This is a genomic window from Epilithonimonas zeae, from assembly GCF_900141765.1.
GTDB classification, from domain to species: Bacteria; Bacteroidota; Bacteroidia; order Flavobacteriales; family Weeksellaceae; genus Epilithonimonas; species Epilithonimonas zeae.
The window spans coordinates 986,172-1,002,359 of record NZ_FSRK01000001.1; the positions used below are offsets into that span (position 1 = coordinate 986,172).

The 16,188-nt window shown below is 35.1% G+C and carries 14 protein-coding genes and 1 tRNA gene; 7 read left to right on the plus strand and 8 right to left on the minus strand.

Annotated features, from left to right (window positions below):
• Window positions 1-45: 45 nt before the first annotated feature.
• From BUR19_RS04505 to BUR19_RS04535, 7 genes are all read left to right on the plus strand, one after another.
• The gene (locus BUR19_RS04505; protein ID WP_074233703.1) at window positions 46-528 is read left to right on the plus strand and encodes a T9SS type A sorting domain-containing protein; all 483 of its coding nucleotides are present in this window, start codon (window positions 46-48) and stop codon (window positions 526-528) included.
• A 13-nt stretch (window positions 529-541) separates the two neighbouring features.
• A complete protein-coding gene (locus tag BUR19_RS19235; RefSeq protein WP_074233704.1) occupies window positions 542-1,870 on the plus strand; it encodes a collagen-like domain-containing protein in 1,329 nt (442 codons plus the stop codon).
• Window positions 1,871-1,875: 5 nt separating this feature from the next.
• Window positions 1,876-2,145 (plus strand): hypothetical protein, encoded by a 270-nt coding sequence (locus tag BUR19_RS04515; protein ID WP_074233705.1) that lies wholly within the window; start codon window positions 1,876-1,878, stop codon window positions 2,143-2,145.
• A 246-nt stretch (window positions 2,146-2,391) separates the two neighbouring features.
• The gene (locus tag BUR19_RS04520; protein WP_074233706.1) at window positions 2,392-2,793 is read left to right on the plus strand and encodes an LNS2 domain-containing protein; all 402 of its coding nucleotides are present in this window, start codon (window positions 2,392-2,394) and stop codon (window positions 2,791-2,793) included.
• 209 nt (window positions 2,794-3,002) lie between these two features.
• Window positions 3,003-3,959: a D-2-hydroxyacid dehydrogenase gene (locus BUR19_RS04525; RefSeq protein WP_175565866.1), complete on the plus strand. Its 957-nt coding sequence runs from the start codon at window positions 3,003-3,005 to the stop codon at window positions 3,957-3,959.
• Window positions 3,960-4,165: 206 nt separating this feature from the next.
• Complete coding sequence (locus BUR19_RS04530; protein ID WP_074233708.1) at window positions 4,166-5,182, plus strand: asparaginase; 1,017 nt, start codon at window positions 4,166-4,168, stop codon at window positions 5,180-5,182.
• 47 nt (window positions 5,183-5,229) lie between these two features.
• Window positions 5,230-5,316 (plus strand) — tRNA-Ser (locus BUR19_RS04535).
• Between the two features lie 142 nt (window positions 5,317-5,458).
• Here the strand turns inward: BUR19_RS04535 and BUR19_RS04540 are convergent.
• From BUR19_RS04540 to BUR19_RS04575, 8 genes are all read right to left on the minus strand, one after another.
• On the minus strand, window positions 5,459-7,600 hold the full coding sequence (locus BUR19_RS04540; RefSeq protein ID WP_074233709.1) for a DEAD/DEAH box helicase: 2,142 nt from the start codon (window positions 7,598-7,600) through the stop codon (window positions 5,459-5,461).
• Window positions 7,597-8,910 carry an ATP-binding protein gene (locus BUR19_RS04545; protein ID WP_074233710.1) on the minus strand — a complete coding sequence of 438 codons (1,314 nt, stop codon included), beginning with the start codon at window positions 8,908-8,910 and terminating at the stop codon, window positions 7,597-7,599. Before BUR19_RS04545 ends, BUR19_RS04540 begins: the two co-directional genes overlap by 4 nt.
• On the minus strand, window positions 8,894-10,387 hold the full coding sequence (locus tag BUR19_RS04550; protein ID WP_074233711.1) for a tellurite resistance TerB C-terminal domain-containing protein: 1,494 nt from the start codon (window positions 10,385-10,387) through the stop codon (window positions 8,894-8,896). Before BUR19_RS04550 ends, BUR19_RS04545 begins: the two co-directional genes overlap by 17 nt.
• Window positions 10,388-10,420: 33 nt before the next feature.
• Window positions 10,421-11,311 (minus strand): BRCT domain-containing protein, encoded by an 891-nt coding sequence (locus BUR19_RS04555; protein ID WP_074233712.1) that lies wholly within the window; start codon window positions 11,309-11,311, stop codon window positions 10,421-10,423.
• A 169-nt stretch (window positions 11,312-11,480) separates the two neighbouring features.
• Complete coding sequence (locus tag BUR19_RS04560; RefSeq protein ID WP_074233713.1) at window positions 11,481-12,026, minus strand: hypothetical protein; 546 nt, start codon at window positions 12,024-12,026, stop codon at window positions 11,481-11,483.
• A 94-nt stretch (window positions 12,027-12,120) separates the two neighbouring features.
• Complete coding sequence (locus BUR19_RS04565; RefSeq protein WP_074233714.1) at window positions 12,121-13,572, minus strand: LptF/LptG family permease; 1,452 nt, start codon at window positions 13,570-13,572, stop codon at window positions 12,121-12,123.
• A gap of 302 nt (window positions 13,573-13,874) precedes the next feature.
• Window positions 13,875-15,500 (minus strand): NADP-dependent glyceraldehyde-3-phosphate dehydrogenase, encoded by a 1,626-nt coding sequence (locus BUR19_RS04570; RefSeq protein ID WP_074233715.1) that lies wholly within the window; start codon window positions 15,498-15,500, stop codon window positions 13,875-13,877.
• 244 nt (window positions 15,501-15,744) lie between these two features.
• Window positions 15,745-16,134, minus strand: a complete 390-nt coding sequence (locus tag BUR19_RS04575; RefSeq protein WP_074233716.1) for a DoxX family protein — start codon at window positions 16,132-16,134, stop codon at window positions 15,745-15,747.
• Window positions 16,135-16,188 lie beyond the last annotated feature (54 nt).

Sequence of the window (16,188 nt, forward strand, 5' to 3'; positions counted from 1 at the left end):
TGAAGATCTAATTAATATAATTATCACAAATTATAAATTAAGCTAATGAAATCAATAATAAAAATAGTATTTGTTGTAGGATTCTCGATACAATCTTACGCTCAGTCCTCTATTAATACAAGTGGAGATAATTCCTCGGGATCTAATGGAAATGTCGCTTTTTCTATTGGAGAAGTTTTTTATGATACAGCAATCTCCTCAACTGGGAGTGTTGCTGCGGGTGTTCAACAACCTTACGAAATAACAGAAACATTAGGAGTAGATATTACCGAAATTAATCTAAGCCTGAAAATTTATCCTAATCCAACGCCAGATATTCTTAATCTGAAAGTTGGCTTTAGTGATTTTAATAAGTACAGCTATGAAATCTCTGATGCTAGCGGGAAATTATTAACAACCAAAAAACCTGTTATAGAATCTCAGACGTCTATCAGAATGGCTTCTTACCCTGCTGCTATTTATTATCTTAAAATAATGAAAGAAGGTAAAGTAATCAAGATTTTCAAAGTATTAAAATCAGATAAATAAAAACTAACCAACTATGAAAAAGTTTTCTTTTTTAGCGGCGTCACTGGTTTCAACTTTTGCATTTACGCAGGTTCAGGACGCAATGAGTTATCAGGCAATCATCAGAAATTCCAGTAATGAGTTGGTGAAGAGTCAAAATGTAGGGATGAGATTTTCTATATTGAAAGGTTCTGCTACAGGACCTGTGGTATATTCAGAGACGCAGACACAAGCGACTAACATAAATGGTTTGGTAACTGTGAGGATAGGAGCCGGGACATTTGTTAGTGGATCTTATTCCACCATTGACTGGGGAGCAGATACTTATTTTATTAAAGTAGAAACGGATCCAACTGGTACAGCAAACTATACAATAACGGGAACATCACAATTATTAAGTGTACCTTATGCATTGTATGCTAAAACTTCAGGAAGTTCAATTCCAGGACCTCAGGGAGCTACTGGAGCAACAGGCCCAATGGGGCTACAAGGAGCTACCGGAGCCACTGGAAATCAAGGCCCACAGGGAACCCAAGGTATTACTGGAGCGACTGGTTCAGTAGGTGCTCAGGGACCACAAGGTTTGACTGGCGCACAAGGAGTAACCGGTGCTCAAGGATTACAAGGTGTCACCGGCGCAACTGGGGCTCAAGGTATTCAAGGAGTTCAGGGTACAACTGGAGCAACTGGTTCCACTGGAGCACAAGGTCTAACTGGCGCAACAGGTTCTACCGGAGCTCAAGGAATTCAAGGTGTTACGGGAGCAACCGGCTCTCAAGGGATTCAAGGGATTCAAGGGATTCAAGGGATTCAAGGTGTCACTGGAGCTCAAGGAGTTCAAGGTTTGACAGGTGCAACTGGCGCACAGGGTATACAAGGAGTTACTGGTGCTACTGGAGCAGTAGGTGCAACCGGTGCTCAAGGCTTACCTGGCATAATTCAAAAATACCATACTTATGGTAGTTCCGGTAGACTTGCAGTTGCTTCTAATGTAGCAACAGTACAACCCGGGCTCACTCAAACCTTTACACTAGCTTCGCCTGCGACTGTTGTAATTTGGGCTACCATTGGAGCACGAAATACCTTAACAACAGCAGGAGCTTACTCTAATGTTGATGTAATAATCTATCTTAATAATAATTTTTTAGCTAATGGAGGATGGAATCGTTTTAGTAATGTAAACGGTACGGCGCAAAATAGCTTTAATACATGTGCTATTAATACCATGATTAGCCTGCCAGCAGGTACTCATACAATTGATTTGCGTACAGCAAGATCCAATGGTACATCGCCAGTAGATATTGGAGGTAATTCTGCTGCTGACACCAACCCTGGAGAAATGACAATTTTGGTTCTAAATTAACAGTTATGAAGAAAATAATTATAATATTCATTTTATGTATTTCTACAAAATCCTTTTCTCAGTTAGTTTCTAATGCTAGAAATGCGAATATATCAACAATAAAAACGGATGAGAAAATTGAAGAAAGTACTCAAAAAAATATAACTGTTTTGAATCCTATGGGAAGGCTGGCAAAGCCTGTAATCATTAATAAAATGGATACAACAAAAGACAATAAAATGATTTCTGAAAAACCCCAACCTCAGTTATTGTCTACAAAGCGAAAACAAGAATAATTAACGCAACCAAATGCAATCCTTAATTTGACTAGGATGATAGAAAACGCTTCATTATTGGAGCGTTTTTTTATCAAATAAAAATCGTCAGGTTTAAAAAATCCATTTGAAGAAGGATTTTGTATAAAGCTAAACGAATAATATTCTGAAAAATATTCTTTAAAATTAAGATTTTATTAAACTTTAGCTAATGATTTGTTACGCTGAATATAAAAGTGTAATTTTGCCAACTTAATTTTGAACCTCATGGAATTAGAATACGTAGAACATCTGAGCCCAATGCTGAAAGGCGATATCAAGAATTATCTCATCGATATCGATGGAACGATTACGGATGATGTGCCTAATGAAGAGCCAGAAAGAATGGTAACTTGCGAGCCTTTTCCGGACGCTTTGGCAACAATCAACAAGTGGTATGACGAAGGTCATCAGATTTGTTTTTTCACTTCCAGAACAGAGGATTTGAGAGAGATTACAGAAACCTGGCTCAACAAACACGGCTTCAAATACCACAGCGTTTTGCTAGGGAAACCAAGAGGTGGAAACTACCACTGGATAGATAACCACCTTGTAAGAGCTACAAGATACAAAGGAAAATTCACGGATTTGGTTGAAAAACAAGTAACCATAGAGGTTTTCCGTGACTAAAAATATATCTGATTAAAAATTCCCGAGCCTCAAACTTTCGGGAATTTTTGATTTGGTGACAAAACCCATAGCCCCGATTGTAGTGGAAATCCTTTTGCTTTTTTTTCCACATATGAAAAAGCAAAAGATTGCAACAGAAAGCGGGATTAAGCTCCTAAACCAATTAATTAATGAACAGCTTCTGTTCTTCAAAAAAAATATAAAATATAATGAAAGTACTTGCTAATGACGGATTGACGCAATCTGGAATAGACGCGCTAAAAGACAATGGATTCGAGGTAATTACTGATAAAGTAGCTCAGGAAAATCTAATTACTTATATCAATGAAAATCAGGTAACAGTTTTGCTTGTAAGAAGCGCAACGAAAGTAACCAAGGAAATGGTGGACAACTGTCCAAGTCTGGAAATCATTGGTAGAGGAGGTGTTGGAATGGACAACATCGAAGTGGCTTACGCAAGAGAAAAAGGAAAACACGTGATCAATACACCTGCCGCATCTTCGGAATCTGTTGCAGAACTGGTTTTTGCGCACTTGTTTTCAGGAAGCAGATTTTTACAGGATTCGAACAGACAAATGCCTGTAAAAGGTAATACCGAATTCGCCAAATTGAAGAAAGCTTACGAAAAGGGCGTTGAACTGAGAGGTAAAACAATCGGAATTGTTGGAATCGGAAGAATCGGGCAGGAGGTTGCAAGAATCGCACTTGGATTGGGAATGAAAGTGATAGCCTCTGATACAAGAATCGGGAAAGCAAGTGTGAGAGTGGATTTTTACAACAGCCAATATATCAATGTGGAGATAGAAACGGAACCTTTGGAGCAGTTGATTCAGCATTCGGATTTCATTACGCTTCACGTTCCGGCTCAGAATGGACCAATCATCGGCAAAACAGAATTGGAAAAAATGAAAACCGGTGCAGCTATCGTAAACTGTGCCAGAGGTGGTGTGATTGATGAGGAAGCTTTGATTGAAGCTTTAGATTCTGGAAAATTGGCGTTTGCAGGTTTGGATGTTTTCGAGAACGAACCAACACCTTCTGAGAAAATCCTAACGCATCCAAAAATTTCTTTGACGCCTCACACCGGAGCTGCTACAGAAGAAGCTCAGGACAGAATCGGAACTGAGTTGGCGAATCAGATCGCAAGTATTCTTTTGGTTAAATAATTTAACTAAAAAGATCAATATAATGCTCGTTTTTTAACGGGCATTTTTTATTTTCCCGATTCAGATTAAAATTTTACTTTTGCTGAGGTTTTCTATGGCAGCTTAATCCGCCTTCCACTCCCGCTTCTTTCTTTTTTAGCAAAAAAAGAAAAAGAGCTCCGTTCAAGTCGGGCTGCAACATTTGACCTTCGAATCAACATTAGTCTATGAAAAGAAAAGTCCTATTGATTTACACCGGCGGAACCATCGGGATGGAAAAAGATTACACCACAGGAAGTCTGGTTCCGTTTGATTTTTCCACCATTTTCAAAAGAATCCCGGAAATGAATCTTCTCGAATGCGAAGTCTCGGTTCATCCATTCGAAAATCCAGTAGATTCCTCCGATATGGGACCGCAGGAATGGCGAATGATTGCAGAGTGGATTCATAAAAATTATGATGCTTTTGATGGTTTTCTGATTCTTCACGGGACAGATACTATGTCTTATACGGCTTCTGCACTTAGTTTTATGCTGAAGAATCTTGGAAAACCTGTAATTTTGACAGGTTCCCAATTGCCGATTGGAGATTTGCGAACAGATGCGAAAGAAAATCTTTTGACAAGTCTTTATTACGCAAGTCTCTATGAAAATGATGAACCAGTTATCAAAGAAGTAGCTGTGTATTTCGAATACAAACTTTTGCGAGGAAACCGAAGTCTGAAATATTCTGCCGAGTTTTTTGATGCTTATCAAAGTCCGAATTATCCGATTCTTGGACAATCCGGAGTTCATCTTAATATTGAAAAAGATTTGCTTTGGAAACCAAAAGGTGATTTTGAACTCGATATTTACCTCAATGAAAAAGTAATTTTTTACAGAATTTTCCCAGGAATGAATTTCGAATCATTGTTGGAATTCAAAACGCCGGAAGCAATTGTTTTGCAGGTTTTCGGTTCAGGAACAATTTTTAATAATGAAAAAACGCAGAATGTTCTTCAGGAATTGAGAAACCGAGGAATCGAAATCATAGTGATAAGTCAGTGTGTATCAGGAGGAATTAGTTTTGGGAAGTATAGCAATAGTAATATTTTCACAAAAATAGGTGCCATTAGTGGGAAAGATATGACTGCTGAAGCTGCCATTACAAAAGTGATGCATATTCTCAACAATCCGAAATATGACAAAACGTTCTCTGAATTATTCAGTGAAAATATTTCGGGAGAAGTGACAGAAGATTTTTAAAAATCCTTGGAGAAATCAGATATTTCATTATCTTTGCAACCTCAATTAGAGAGGTGTCCGAGTGGTTGAAGGAGCTAGCCTGGAAAGCTAGTATACGGGTAACTGTATCGAGGGTTCGAATCCCTTCCTCTCTGCAGTTAAAAGCGTTGTTTATCAGCGCTTTTTTTGTTTTGTATGGTTTCTTAAAAGCATTATATTTGATTTATATAACTACAAAACAACTATTAAATAATACTTTTTCCCCAACTATAAAAGGCTTTATTTAAATTAATTTTGTTAATCAGTATTTTTAATAACTTTTAATAATTGTAAAAAATTAATAGTTTCCTCAAAATCAAAATAATTATTTTTCAATAGTTGAATTTGATAGTTTACAGGTAAGAATTGCCCCCATTTTGAAAAATCCAGAACAGCTGGATTAGTTTCGACTAATTCTCTTAAAGCAACATCCAAATCTGATTTTTCAAAATTCAAATGCTTTAAAACTGAAATGAAATCGGAGTTTAAATTTTTGATAACAAAAGAACTGCTGTCATCAAAATATAGATTCTCTATTCCATTATGTTTTAAAATGAAACCAATTGTTTTATTAATCTTAGAACCGGCAAAAGAATAAAAGGTAAGATTATCATTGCTCAATAAAAGAGGCCTTTCTGTTGTAAAGTTTGTGAGTTGAAATACAGAAAAATCCTTTCTCATATCATCAATACAATCTTGCCCCATTTCGTCCAAAAAATCGTATTTTTCCTTTGTGAAAAGGATTTCCAGCATTTTTTCTCTTATTTTATGCGCTGTATCTGCACTGTTTCCAAAGAACAAAGGTTTTTTACCATCATTGGTTGGAATTACCTCTATCTTTTTTGCTTTAAAATCAACATCTTTTATTTTCCATATTCTGGCAGATAAAAATATATTTTCATCCACTTTAATTTGGAAAGAAACAGGCAATTCACCAATTTTATTACCTTTATTAGAAACTTTGAAAAATGTTTCAGTCTTGAACAGCGAATAAAATTCTTTATTATTAACAACTTTTTCTCCTTCAATTCCGATAATGAATTCATTACCTATTTTTTCAAGAAAATCAATTTCGGTAAGATGAAAAATGATGTCTTTCATTTCATCAATTTCGATATCGGAAAAAGTACTATTGGTTTTTAGTTGTTCTAAAAGTTCGGATAAAATAATTCCGGAAGTCCCTTTTACAATTGAAAGCAGCTGATGAACCAGAACATCAAAAGGTTTTTTATTCACCACAATTGGTTCAATATATTGCTCTTTGTACAAAAGCCAACAAGCCAAAGATTGCAGCAAACTCCATTTATCAGTTGCATACAAAAAAAGATTACTTTGTTTGCCTTCACGTCTTCCGCTCCGCCCAACTCTTTGGATTAATGAGGCAATGCTGTGTGTCGCATCTATTTGTACCACTTCATCCACATTTCCGATATCAATTCCAAGTTCTAATGTTGAGGTGCAAGAGATACAAAAGTTTTGATGAGATTGATTTTTAGCAAAAAATTCCACATACTCCCGAACTTCCTTATCAACTGCAGAGTGATGAGAGAAATAATTCTTGTGACCTTTATTTTTATCCGATATTTTTTTTAGTTTCACCGCAACTTCCTCAACTCTCCCTCTGGCATTGGGGAAAATTAAGGTTTTACTATCTTTAGTCTGTTCATAGAGGTCTTCCAATAATGGAATGGGTAATTCTGGTGAAGCGTTTGGAAAGTATTTGAAAATGGCATTAATGTCTTTTTTATTAGTGTCTCTGATGATTTTGGTATTCTCAGAATTTCCTAAAAATTCTTTCAGTTCTACATACTGATTAACATCGCTTACAGTAGCTGATAATGCAACAATGCTAAATTTGTTTTTATTGATTTTCTGTAATCTTTCTAACAAAGATTTCAACTGAATACCGCGGTCGGAACCTAAAAAAGAATGCACTTCATCTATCACCATATATTCTAAAGTCGAAAACAAGTGATATACATTATAAGGTTTGTTCACAAACATTGCTTCGATGGATTCTGGTGTGATGAGAACAATTCCGTTTGGGTCTTTTATTAATCTATCTTTTTGTCCTTTATTTGCTTCGCCGTGCCATTTTGTGACAGAAACATCCAGATACTCGCAAAGTTTTTCAACACGTTCGAATTGGTCATTAATCAAAGCAATCAATGGTGAAATGTAAAGAACTTTCACGCCAGATTCTTTGAAATTGACTTTAGACAAAATCGGTAAAAAAGCTGCTTCAGTTTTTCCCGAAGCTGTTTTTGAAATTAAGACATAATTGTTATCGGTCGCAAGAATTCTTTGGATTGCTGCTTCCTGAATCGGTCTCAGACTTTCCCATCTTTTATCCCGAATGTATTTTCTTATGGGCTCGGAAAGTAAGTTGTAGGAACTCATAATTCTTCAATACTGTCTAAAACAACGTCGTTTGGTCTTTCGTCAGAAATTTCAATATCTCCAAAAAGTTGACGCTTGTCCACTTCAGGATTTTGTCTGATGATATTGAGAATATTTAGAAAATCTCTAATCACTTCTCTTGGAGTTAAAAATTCTGAAGCGCCCGGTTTATTGAACATTTCTTCCATAAAAGCCGAAATTTCTTCGTCCGAAATATTGAGTTCTATTTTATAATTAAAATCGAAAATGAGTTTCAGTTTTTTAAGAAGAACAAAAACCTCATTGTGATCTAAGGGATTTAATTTGATAACCGGCTGTGCAAAATCTCGGATTTCCAAAGTCTCAAATTTATTACTTTCCAACCTCGATTTCAGAGCCTGATAACTGAAAAGTCCTCTTCTTTCATTCTCCAGGAAATCTTTAGTTCCTGCAAAATTGATGAATAAGTTTGAAATTTTCCCCTGAAAACAATCGTTATAAATTGATAAAATTTTCTCATAATTTTTCTCGCGGGCTGCTGCTGTAGAGATTTTGTAAAGATTGATGGCTTCATCCAGATTTATCATAAATCCACTATACCCCATACTCACAAAGAACTTGCAGAAATTTTTGAGCATATCGTAATAGTTGGAATCGTTGATGATTTCCCGAACGCCTAAATCTTGTCTTGCTTCTGTTTTCGTGGTGTATTCTCCTTTCAGCCATTTCAAAGCGTTTCTGCGAAGTAATTCATCATTTTTGATATAGCCTTCATAATATTTTACAATGACAAATCCAAAGTCAAAACCACCAACTTCCGTGATTTCGTTCACCGTTTTCATTATTGAATTCTGAATCAAATTAAAATGCTTTTCGTCTCTGATTTCGGTTAATGGAATGTTGTTTTCTTCAGCAGTTTTTGCAATAACTTGTTCAATCCATTTCTCCAAAAGAGTCTGTAATGCACCTCCTTCCGGTTTGGTTTGAATTGCAATATTATCCATAATTGCAGAGTAAAGCAGAACACTTTTTCCATCGTTCGCATAGATTCTGTTGTTGGGTGTAAAATCTGCATTCGCAACTACAAATTTTTGTTTTAAGGCTACAGTATTCAGCAAATGAAGCATAAACGATTTTCCGCTCCCAAAATCTCCAATCCAGAATTTGGCAATGCTGTGACCGTTTTTCACGTCTTCCAGGGAACTGATGAATGCGTTCACTTCTTCTGATCTTCCAACGGTAATATGCTGAACGCCGATTTTTGGAACAACGCCGCCGATGAGAGAATTAACGATTGCTGTGGCTTCTTTTGGTTTAATATTGTCTATCATTGTTTAAAAGTTTTTTGTAATAATCTGTATTTATTGTAAAATAATCTTCGTCTTCTTCTATCAGAACATCATCAAGGATTTCAAAACAACAATCATTAATTGAATCAATTGTTGAACCCATGAACAGGTTTTTTGATTTGATAAAATCTTCTAATTCAGTTTGTAAAATGTTGAAACTTTGTTTTTCAAATAAGTCCAAAATTTCTTTATGGATATCTGTTAAATTGAGTTCTTCCAGATATTTTAAAATTTGTGGTTCTGAGTTTTTGTTAATTATATTGAAAGTAATTTCTTCCTGATTTTCAGTTTCCTCAGTTTTAATGGATATATTTTCATCTTCAAAATCATCACTTAAAAGTTCTCCCAATAACTTAGATGTTTCTAAATCTAATTTTTGAACATCTTCGATTGCTTTTCTGTTGATGACAATTTTCTTTCTCTTTGGCAAGTATAATTCATTAACATTTTTAATCGCAGCTTCTAAATTTCTATCTGAAATGAATTGACTCAAAATCTTTTCAAAATCTACAAGTTGTTCTTTAGTTGTGAATAGATTTTTCTGAATAGTTTTATTCAATTGTTTGTTGTCAAACTTTGGCGATTGCAGATCTTTTTCTAAGTAATGAATATAAAGTCGGAGAGAACAAGTTTTATCATATTCCGCAATGAATTTTGAAGCTTCAAAAAATATCGTGTCAACAGAAGGATTTCTAATATTAACATCTGTCAATCGAAAAATTTCCCTTTCAAAAGCAATAGAATTGGAGTAATATTCTTTGATGATTTCGAATTTATCTTTCCATCGGTTCGTATTATTTTCGTTAAGAATAATATTGGTTCTAGAATCTGCATCCAGAATTTGACCTTGATTTTCTTTGAGAAAAATATCAAGCTTAGAAACTATTTTTTTATTAAACTTATCAAGAATGTCAGGACTACTGTAATTGAAATCGGTGTTGATTTTTCGTTTGATTCCATAAACTTCTCGTACATTATTTTCACACAATTTCAAAATATGATTGTAAATTTCCGTCTGAACAGAATCGTAAGTAAATCTGTAATTTAGACTTTCCTTCCTATAATTATATTGCAACGCTACGATAATTTCCGAAAGTTCAATAATGACTGTTGAGTACGCTTTATTAAATGGAATACAATTTTTCTCTAAATATTCAATCGCTCGTAAAAATTGCTTCAGAATTTGAATTCTACAATATTCTATTTCGTTAAAAACATTATTCCCGAACCAAAGTTTATCCAGAATCTCCGACTGTTCTGGAGTAAGATTGAGTTTCTTAATATATTTTTTTCCTAATTTCCAATCATCAGAATTTCGTATTTCATTTTCTCTGTTCAATTCTAAATTAATAGGTTCAGAAATTGGTAAATCGCTAAAATTAATAGGAATACTTATATTTTCCGAAACATCAATGATGGATTCCTCATTGTTGTAGATGTACAAATCATTATTTGACATATCTGTTTTATTAATGAATTATCGCAACTTATCTTAAATAGCATCGAAAATATCAAACTCGTGGACAAGTATAATCGTGTGCCCGGACTTTCTTAAATCTAAAGCTTTTTCCACTTTTCTACCATAGCAGGAATAGCTCCAGCAAGCATTATTGGTATCTCCTATAATGAGATAATCTGTTTTTTTAGAAATAGAATTTACTGAAATTCCGCCTTTTTTCTGAATGGCATTTTGGAGCTCCGTTCTGGTTCCCCTGCTCAAAATTCCGGTAATACAGAACGTTTTATTTTCAAAAATTATTTCTGGGTCAATAGCACAAATTCCTGAAATGTTTACATCTGCAGTATAAGTATTAATTTTCTCAGAGGCTTCAGAGTTTTTCAATTCAACAAATTGTTTGATGAAGGCGGTTAAAACCAATCTTTCATCTTCCTCTATTTTCTTATCTGCAACTATGGACAAAACTAAACTTCTGATTTCGTCATAAGGATAATAGGAATTCAAATGTTCATTCTCAGAAAGCCATTGGTGCAGTTGATAGATTTCATTATCATTAATCTCTCCATCAGCCAAAATTCCGTGAAAAATTCCTTGCAATAATTGAAGATCAGATGTAATTCCTTTGTAATAGATGCTGTCATGCTCATACTTTTGACAGAGCCAATAAAGGTCTTCGACAGTTTCTTTAGTGGGAATTTCATTAGCAGTTGTATTTTCTATCAGCAACATAAATTCCCGAAAAGGATTTCTGTTGACTAAATCATAGTGATCTTTTGCCCACAAATTTAGTTCTTCCATCTCTTTCGAATCGATGATATCATCAGAAATAATACCTAGCAAAATACCTTTCAGAGAATTAATGGCTTTATCAGCGCGAGATTTGTTGGTGAGAATCTGCAATTCTGGATTTTCAAAATTGGTCATTTAATTTGAGTTATAGTTTATATTAGTTTTATTGAAAAGTCAATTACACTAAGATAAAAATTAATTGATTAAAAATAGAAAATCTTTCAAGGTAATATTTACGGAATTCCGTAAAACTAAAAAACGACTAAAATTATTTTAGTCGTTTTTTTATGATCAAATTTTTATCTTACTTCACCTTTTCCAAAAGATATAACTTCCCGCCAGAGAAAGCTAACTTAGGCATCAGATTGCCTTCCAAAATCATTGTTTTACTGTTGATATCGATTACAGAAATGTAATTGCTAGAATTATATTCGATGTAGTTTTCTTTTTCTTTGGTTAAAGGGTTTTTCCCGAATTCAAAATCATATTTTTCCCAATCTACTTTTTCTGTGCTGCAATGGACTGGTTTGAATTTCGATTTTTTAGAATTGAAAATAATCTGGTCGAAGCCTTCGGTACATTCACTTTCAAAAGAACTGTCCGGATTTTGATCATTAGTGAAAGTTTCAAAAGAACCTTTGTAGACACCAATCACTTTCCAGGTTCCGTCTATTCGGTCTTCATCTATTTTTCCATTCGCTTTGCTTACGGCCCAGCTTACACCTTTTACAGTTCCTTTTACCGTTTTGTAGCCAACTTTTGCAACGCCTTTTACCACTTTTGCAGCTGTAGAAACAACACAGGATTGTAAAATGGCAATAGCACAAACAGCAACAACTATTTTTCTCATAGCATCAGATTTTTCTTACACGAAGATAATACTAATAAAATATATGATCTACATTATCAATATAAATTAATATTATTCTTTTCGCTAAGATTAATTATTGATAACGCTGGTGCTCTTTTGGTTTTGCGAATTTATCAATGATAGGCTTGAACAACGCTTTGTATTTTTCAATATCAAATAACTGTGAGTCTGTAAGCGCTTTATAAGTTAACCACAAGCTGAAGGGGAATAATACCATATTCGGAATCCAAGCTGCCAAATAAGGATCCATATCGCCTTTCCAGGATAAATTTTCTACAGTAAGATTCAGGACATAAAAAATGATGAAAATAATGATGGATATGACCACCGGTAATCCCATTCCACCTTTTCTAATGATAGAACCCAGACTGGCACCAATCAAAAAGAAAATGATACAAGTGAAAGAATAAGAAACGATACGCTGCTGGTACATAACAATCTTATTGTGCAGTTTTACGGTGTCATTGATGGCATTTTCGCTAGAATCTACACTAGCTTTCAAAGCATCAATTTTGTTATAGGCGTTCCAGAGAACTTCCAGCTTCTTATCTTTTTTAAGAGTGTCTATTTTATAAGGCTCTTTTATTTTGTCTTTAGTTTTCGTTTTATCGATATATTCCACATAATTATTAGTCTGTGAAATAATAGGCGACGCAATCGAATTCATCGTTGCAACGTTACCTTTTCTGTTTTTTACCAGAGTTTCATTGACTTCTGTGTAAGTTTGGAAACGGTAATCATCTGTAATCTTTTCTTTTTCGATAGCGTTATTAATCAATTCACTAATGTCAAAATGATTCACCAAACTGTCAAATTTTATAGACTGATTGGGCTGTTTTTTTCTTTCTTCATAAGGTTTGTTCGTGATATTATCTGTGAAAACATAACCTTTGTAAAGAATCAGTTTCAAATAATTTTTATCAACAGCTGGGGCAAATTTCCCCGTTGTAGCAATAATCGTCTGCTGATCATCATAAGGACTCGCATTTTTATGAAGAAAAACACCTTCAAGCTTTTCGCCATTTACACCCGAAATCTTATCGAATTTTACTGAGTATCCAGAAATCTGATCTATAAAAACGCCTGGTGTAAAGTTGATGGCAGGTTTGGAAGAGATGATATTGAACATCATATTCTTCGCTTTCCGCTGGAAGTCCGGTATGACATTGTTTGAAAACAGAAACAGAATTCCGGCGAGAAAAGAAACCGTGACAAAAAGTGGCAACATTACACGCACCAGCGAAATTCCAGCTGCTTTCATCGCTGCAAGTTCGTAGCGCTCACCAAAATCTCCGAAAGTCATAATCGAAGAAAGCAAAATCGTAAGCGGCAAAACCATACTCACAACATTGATTCCCAGATAAAAAAGAAACTTAGAAATTTCCCAGTAAGTAAGACCTTTTCCCGTCAGTTGCGACATCTGAGTCCAGATAATGTTCACAATAAAAATGAAGAACAATACACTGAAGATAAACAGAAATGGTCCGAAAAAAGTCTTGATTATATATCTATCTAATTTTTTCAATTCAGAAATTTAGACTTCAAAAATACTGTAAAAAAAGCAATACTGAAATCGATTCCAGAATTTTAGCAATATTTTATAAATTTAATTTGGGCAGCTTAATCCGCCTTCCACTCCCCAAACCTTTAGGTTCGACGAACTCAATCTTTTCACTCCACTACGTTGCGTAAAAAGGATTTCCGTTCAAGTCGAGCTGCGTGCAATTCAATTGATGAAATAAAAGTCCGCAGCTGATATCAACTGCGGATTAAATTTATTGAGAATAATAAAGTCTAATATCTTTTATCTATCATCTCAGAATCTATTTAAAAAATATAATCGGTACTCAGGAAATTAGAATCGTGATCTCGGACAATCGTGTTCAGTAATTCTTTGTTAGAATCTGTGATTTTCGCAGCAACCAAAGATCTGATGGAGAAAGATCTTAATGCATCAAAAACAGAAAGTGTTCCTTCTGCGCTGTCTTTTCTTCCTGTGAAAGGGAAAACGTCCGGACCTCTTTGCGCCTGACAATTGATATTCACACGGCTTACTAAGTTTACAAAAGCATCAATCAGTTTTGAAGTTTCCATTGGATCTTCGCTGAAAATACTTACCTGCATTCCGTGGTCTGCGTTCACTTGATAATCGATTGGTTCATCAATATCATCAAAAGGCACAACCGGAATCACTGGACCGAATTGCTCTTCGTGGTACAATTTCATTTGGTCATTCACAGGATAAACTATGGCAGGGAAAACAAAAGAAGCTTCGTTGTAACCGCCATTTTCATTCAGTACTTTGGCTCCTTTTGAAACAGCATCAGCAATACATTCTTCCAAATATAGTGGTTTGTTGACTTCCGGAAGTGGTGTGATTTTCACATCTTTTTCCCAAGGCAATCCACCTTTCATAGCCGAAACAGCTGCTGTTAATTTCTGAGTAAATTCTTCCGCCACATCTTTTTGTACAAATATCAGTTTCAAAGCTGTACAACGTTGTCCATTGAATGATAGTGATCCTAAAATACATTCGCTCACAGCAACATCCAAGTTGGCGTTTTTTGTGACAATCGCAGCGTTTTTTGCATCAAGACTTAAGATTGCTCGTAAACGATTAACTTTTGGATGAAGTTTTTTCAAACCATTGGCGACTTTACTGGAACCAATAAAAGCCAAAACATTCACTTTTCCGCTTTCCATAATTGGCGTGATGATTTCTGAACCTTTTCCATATAATGTATTCACTGTTCCTTTTGGAAATGCTTCCTGAAAAGCTTTCAATAAAGGATAATGAGCGAGAACGCCGTGTTTTGGTAATTTGAACAAAATCGTATTTCCCATAATCAAGGCAGGAATCAAAGTTGTAAAGATCTCATTTAATGGATAATTGAAAGGTCCCATACTCAACACAACACCAAGCGGCGCTCTACGGATTTGAGCAATTGTTCCTTCTGCTTGTTGGAAGCGGGAAGACTCTCTGTCCAGATCTTTCAAAGCATCAATGGTTTGGTTGATATAATCTACAGTTCTGTCAAATTCTTTTGTAGAATCGGGTAGGGTTTTACCGATTTCCCACATCAGGAGTTTGATAACCAGATCACGTTCTTTAATCATCAGATAAACAAACTTCTGCATACATTTGATTCTGTCTTCTACAGACATCGTTGGCCATTCACCAAGTCCATTGTCATAGGCTTTTACACAGGCATCCAAAACATCCAATGCTTCTTTCGGACCGATATTCGGGATGCTTCCTAGAAGTTTTCTTTCCAATCCGTTTTTTGTTGGGATGCAAACCGGCGAATAGATTTCTGTAACATCGCCGTTCCATTGTACTAATTCGCCATTGAGAAGATATTCTCTCTGATGGATGATGGGAACTTTATATTCTTCCGGGATTTCGTTTTCTGATTTGAATAAATTGTTGAAATTGCTTTGTACTGAACTCATAGTTTTTTATTTAATGTGAAATCAAATTCGATTTTTCGAAATATAAATTTAGAGATAAAGATTGATTCTTGGTGTTTGTTAACATAGATTTATTCTATGCAGGAATCAAAAAAACTCAACCGATTGCTGAGTTTTGATTTGAAAGTATTGCAGATGATTCGGCTGAGTTCAACATGACATTAAAATAATCTTTTCGATATATCTCAGTTTGAGCGGAGTCGAAGACTTTAATAGTATAGATGTTTTATTTACCATCCGTCGACTTCAATGCCCAAGCAATCAAAGCGGGTTGCATAAATAATCTGGCGAACCTTTTATTGTCTGTGTTTAGTCCGAAGGCGTTTCTTCTTTCTTTGTATTGAGTATAATTCCCAGGAAAAACGGCGGTGAATAATCCAGCTACTGCTTTTCCAACAAGCGATTCATATTTCTTTGGTGTTGCGATAACTGCGACACCCATTGCGATTTCCACGATTCCTGAATAAACTACAGTGTCATCCTTTTCCAATGGCACCCATTCCGGAACTTGGGCTTGGAATTCTTTTCTAGCGAAGGTGAGATGTCCGATTCCTGCAGAAATCAACATTGCACCTAATCCGTATTTTGCGATGGTTTTGATTGTACTTGTTTCCATAATGAACGATTTTTATGAATGAGGTTCAAGAATGATTCCAACTTTACAACCAAA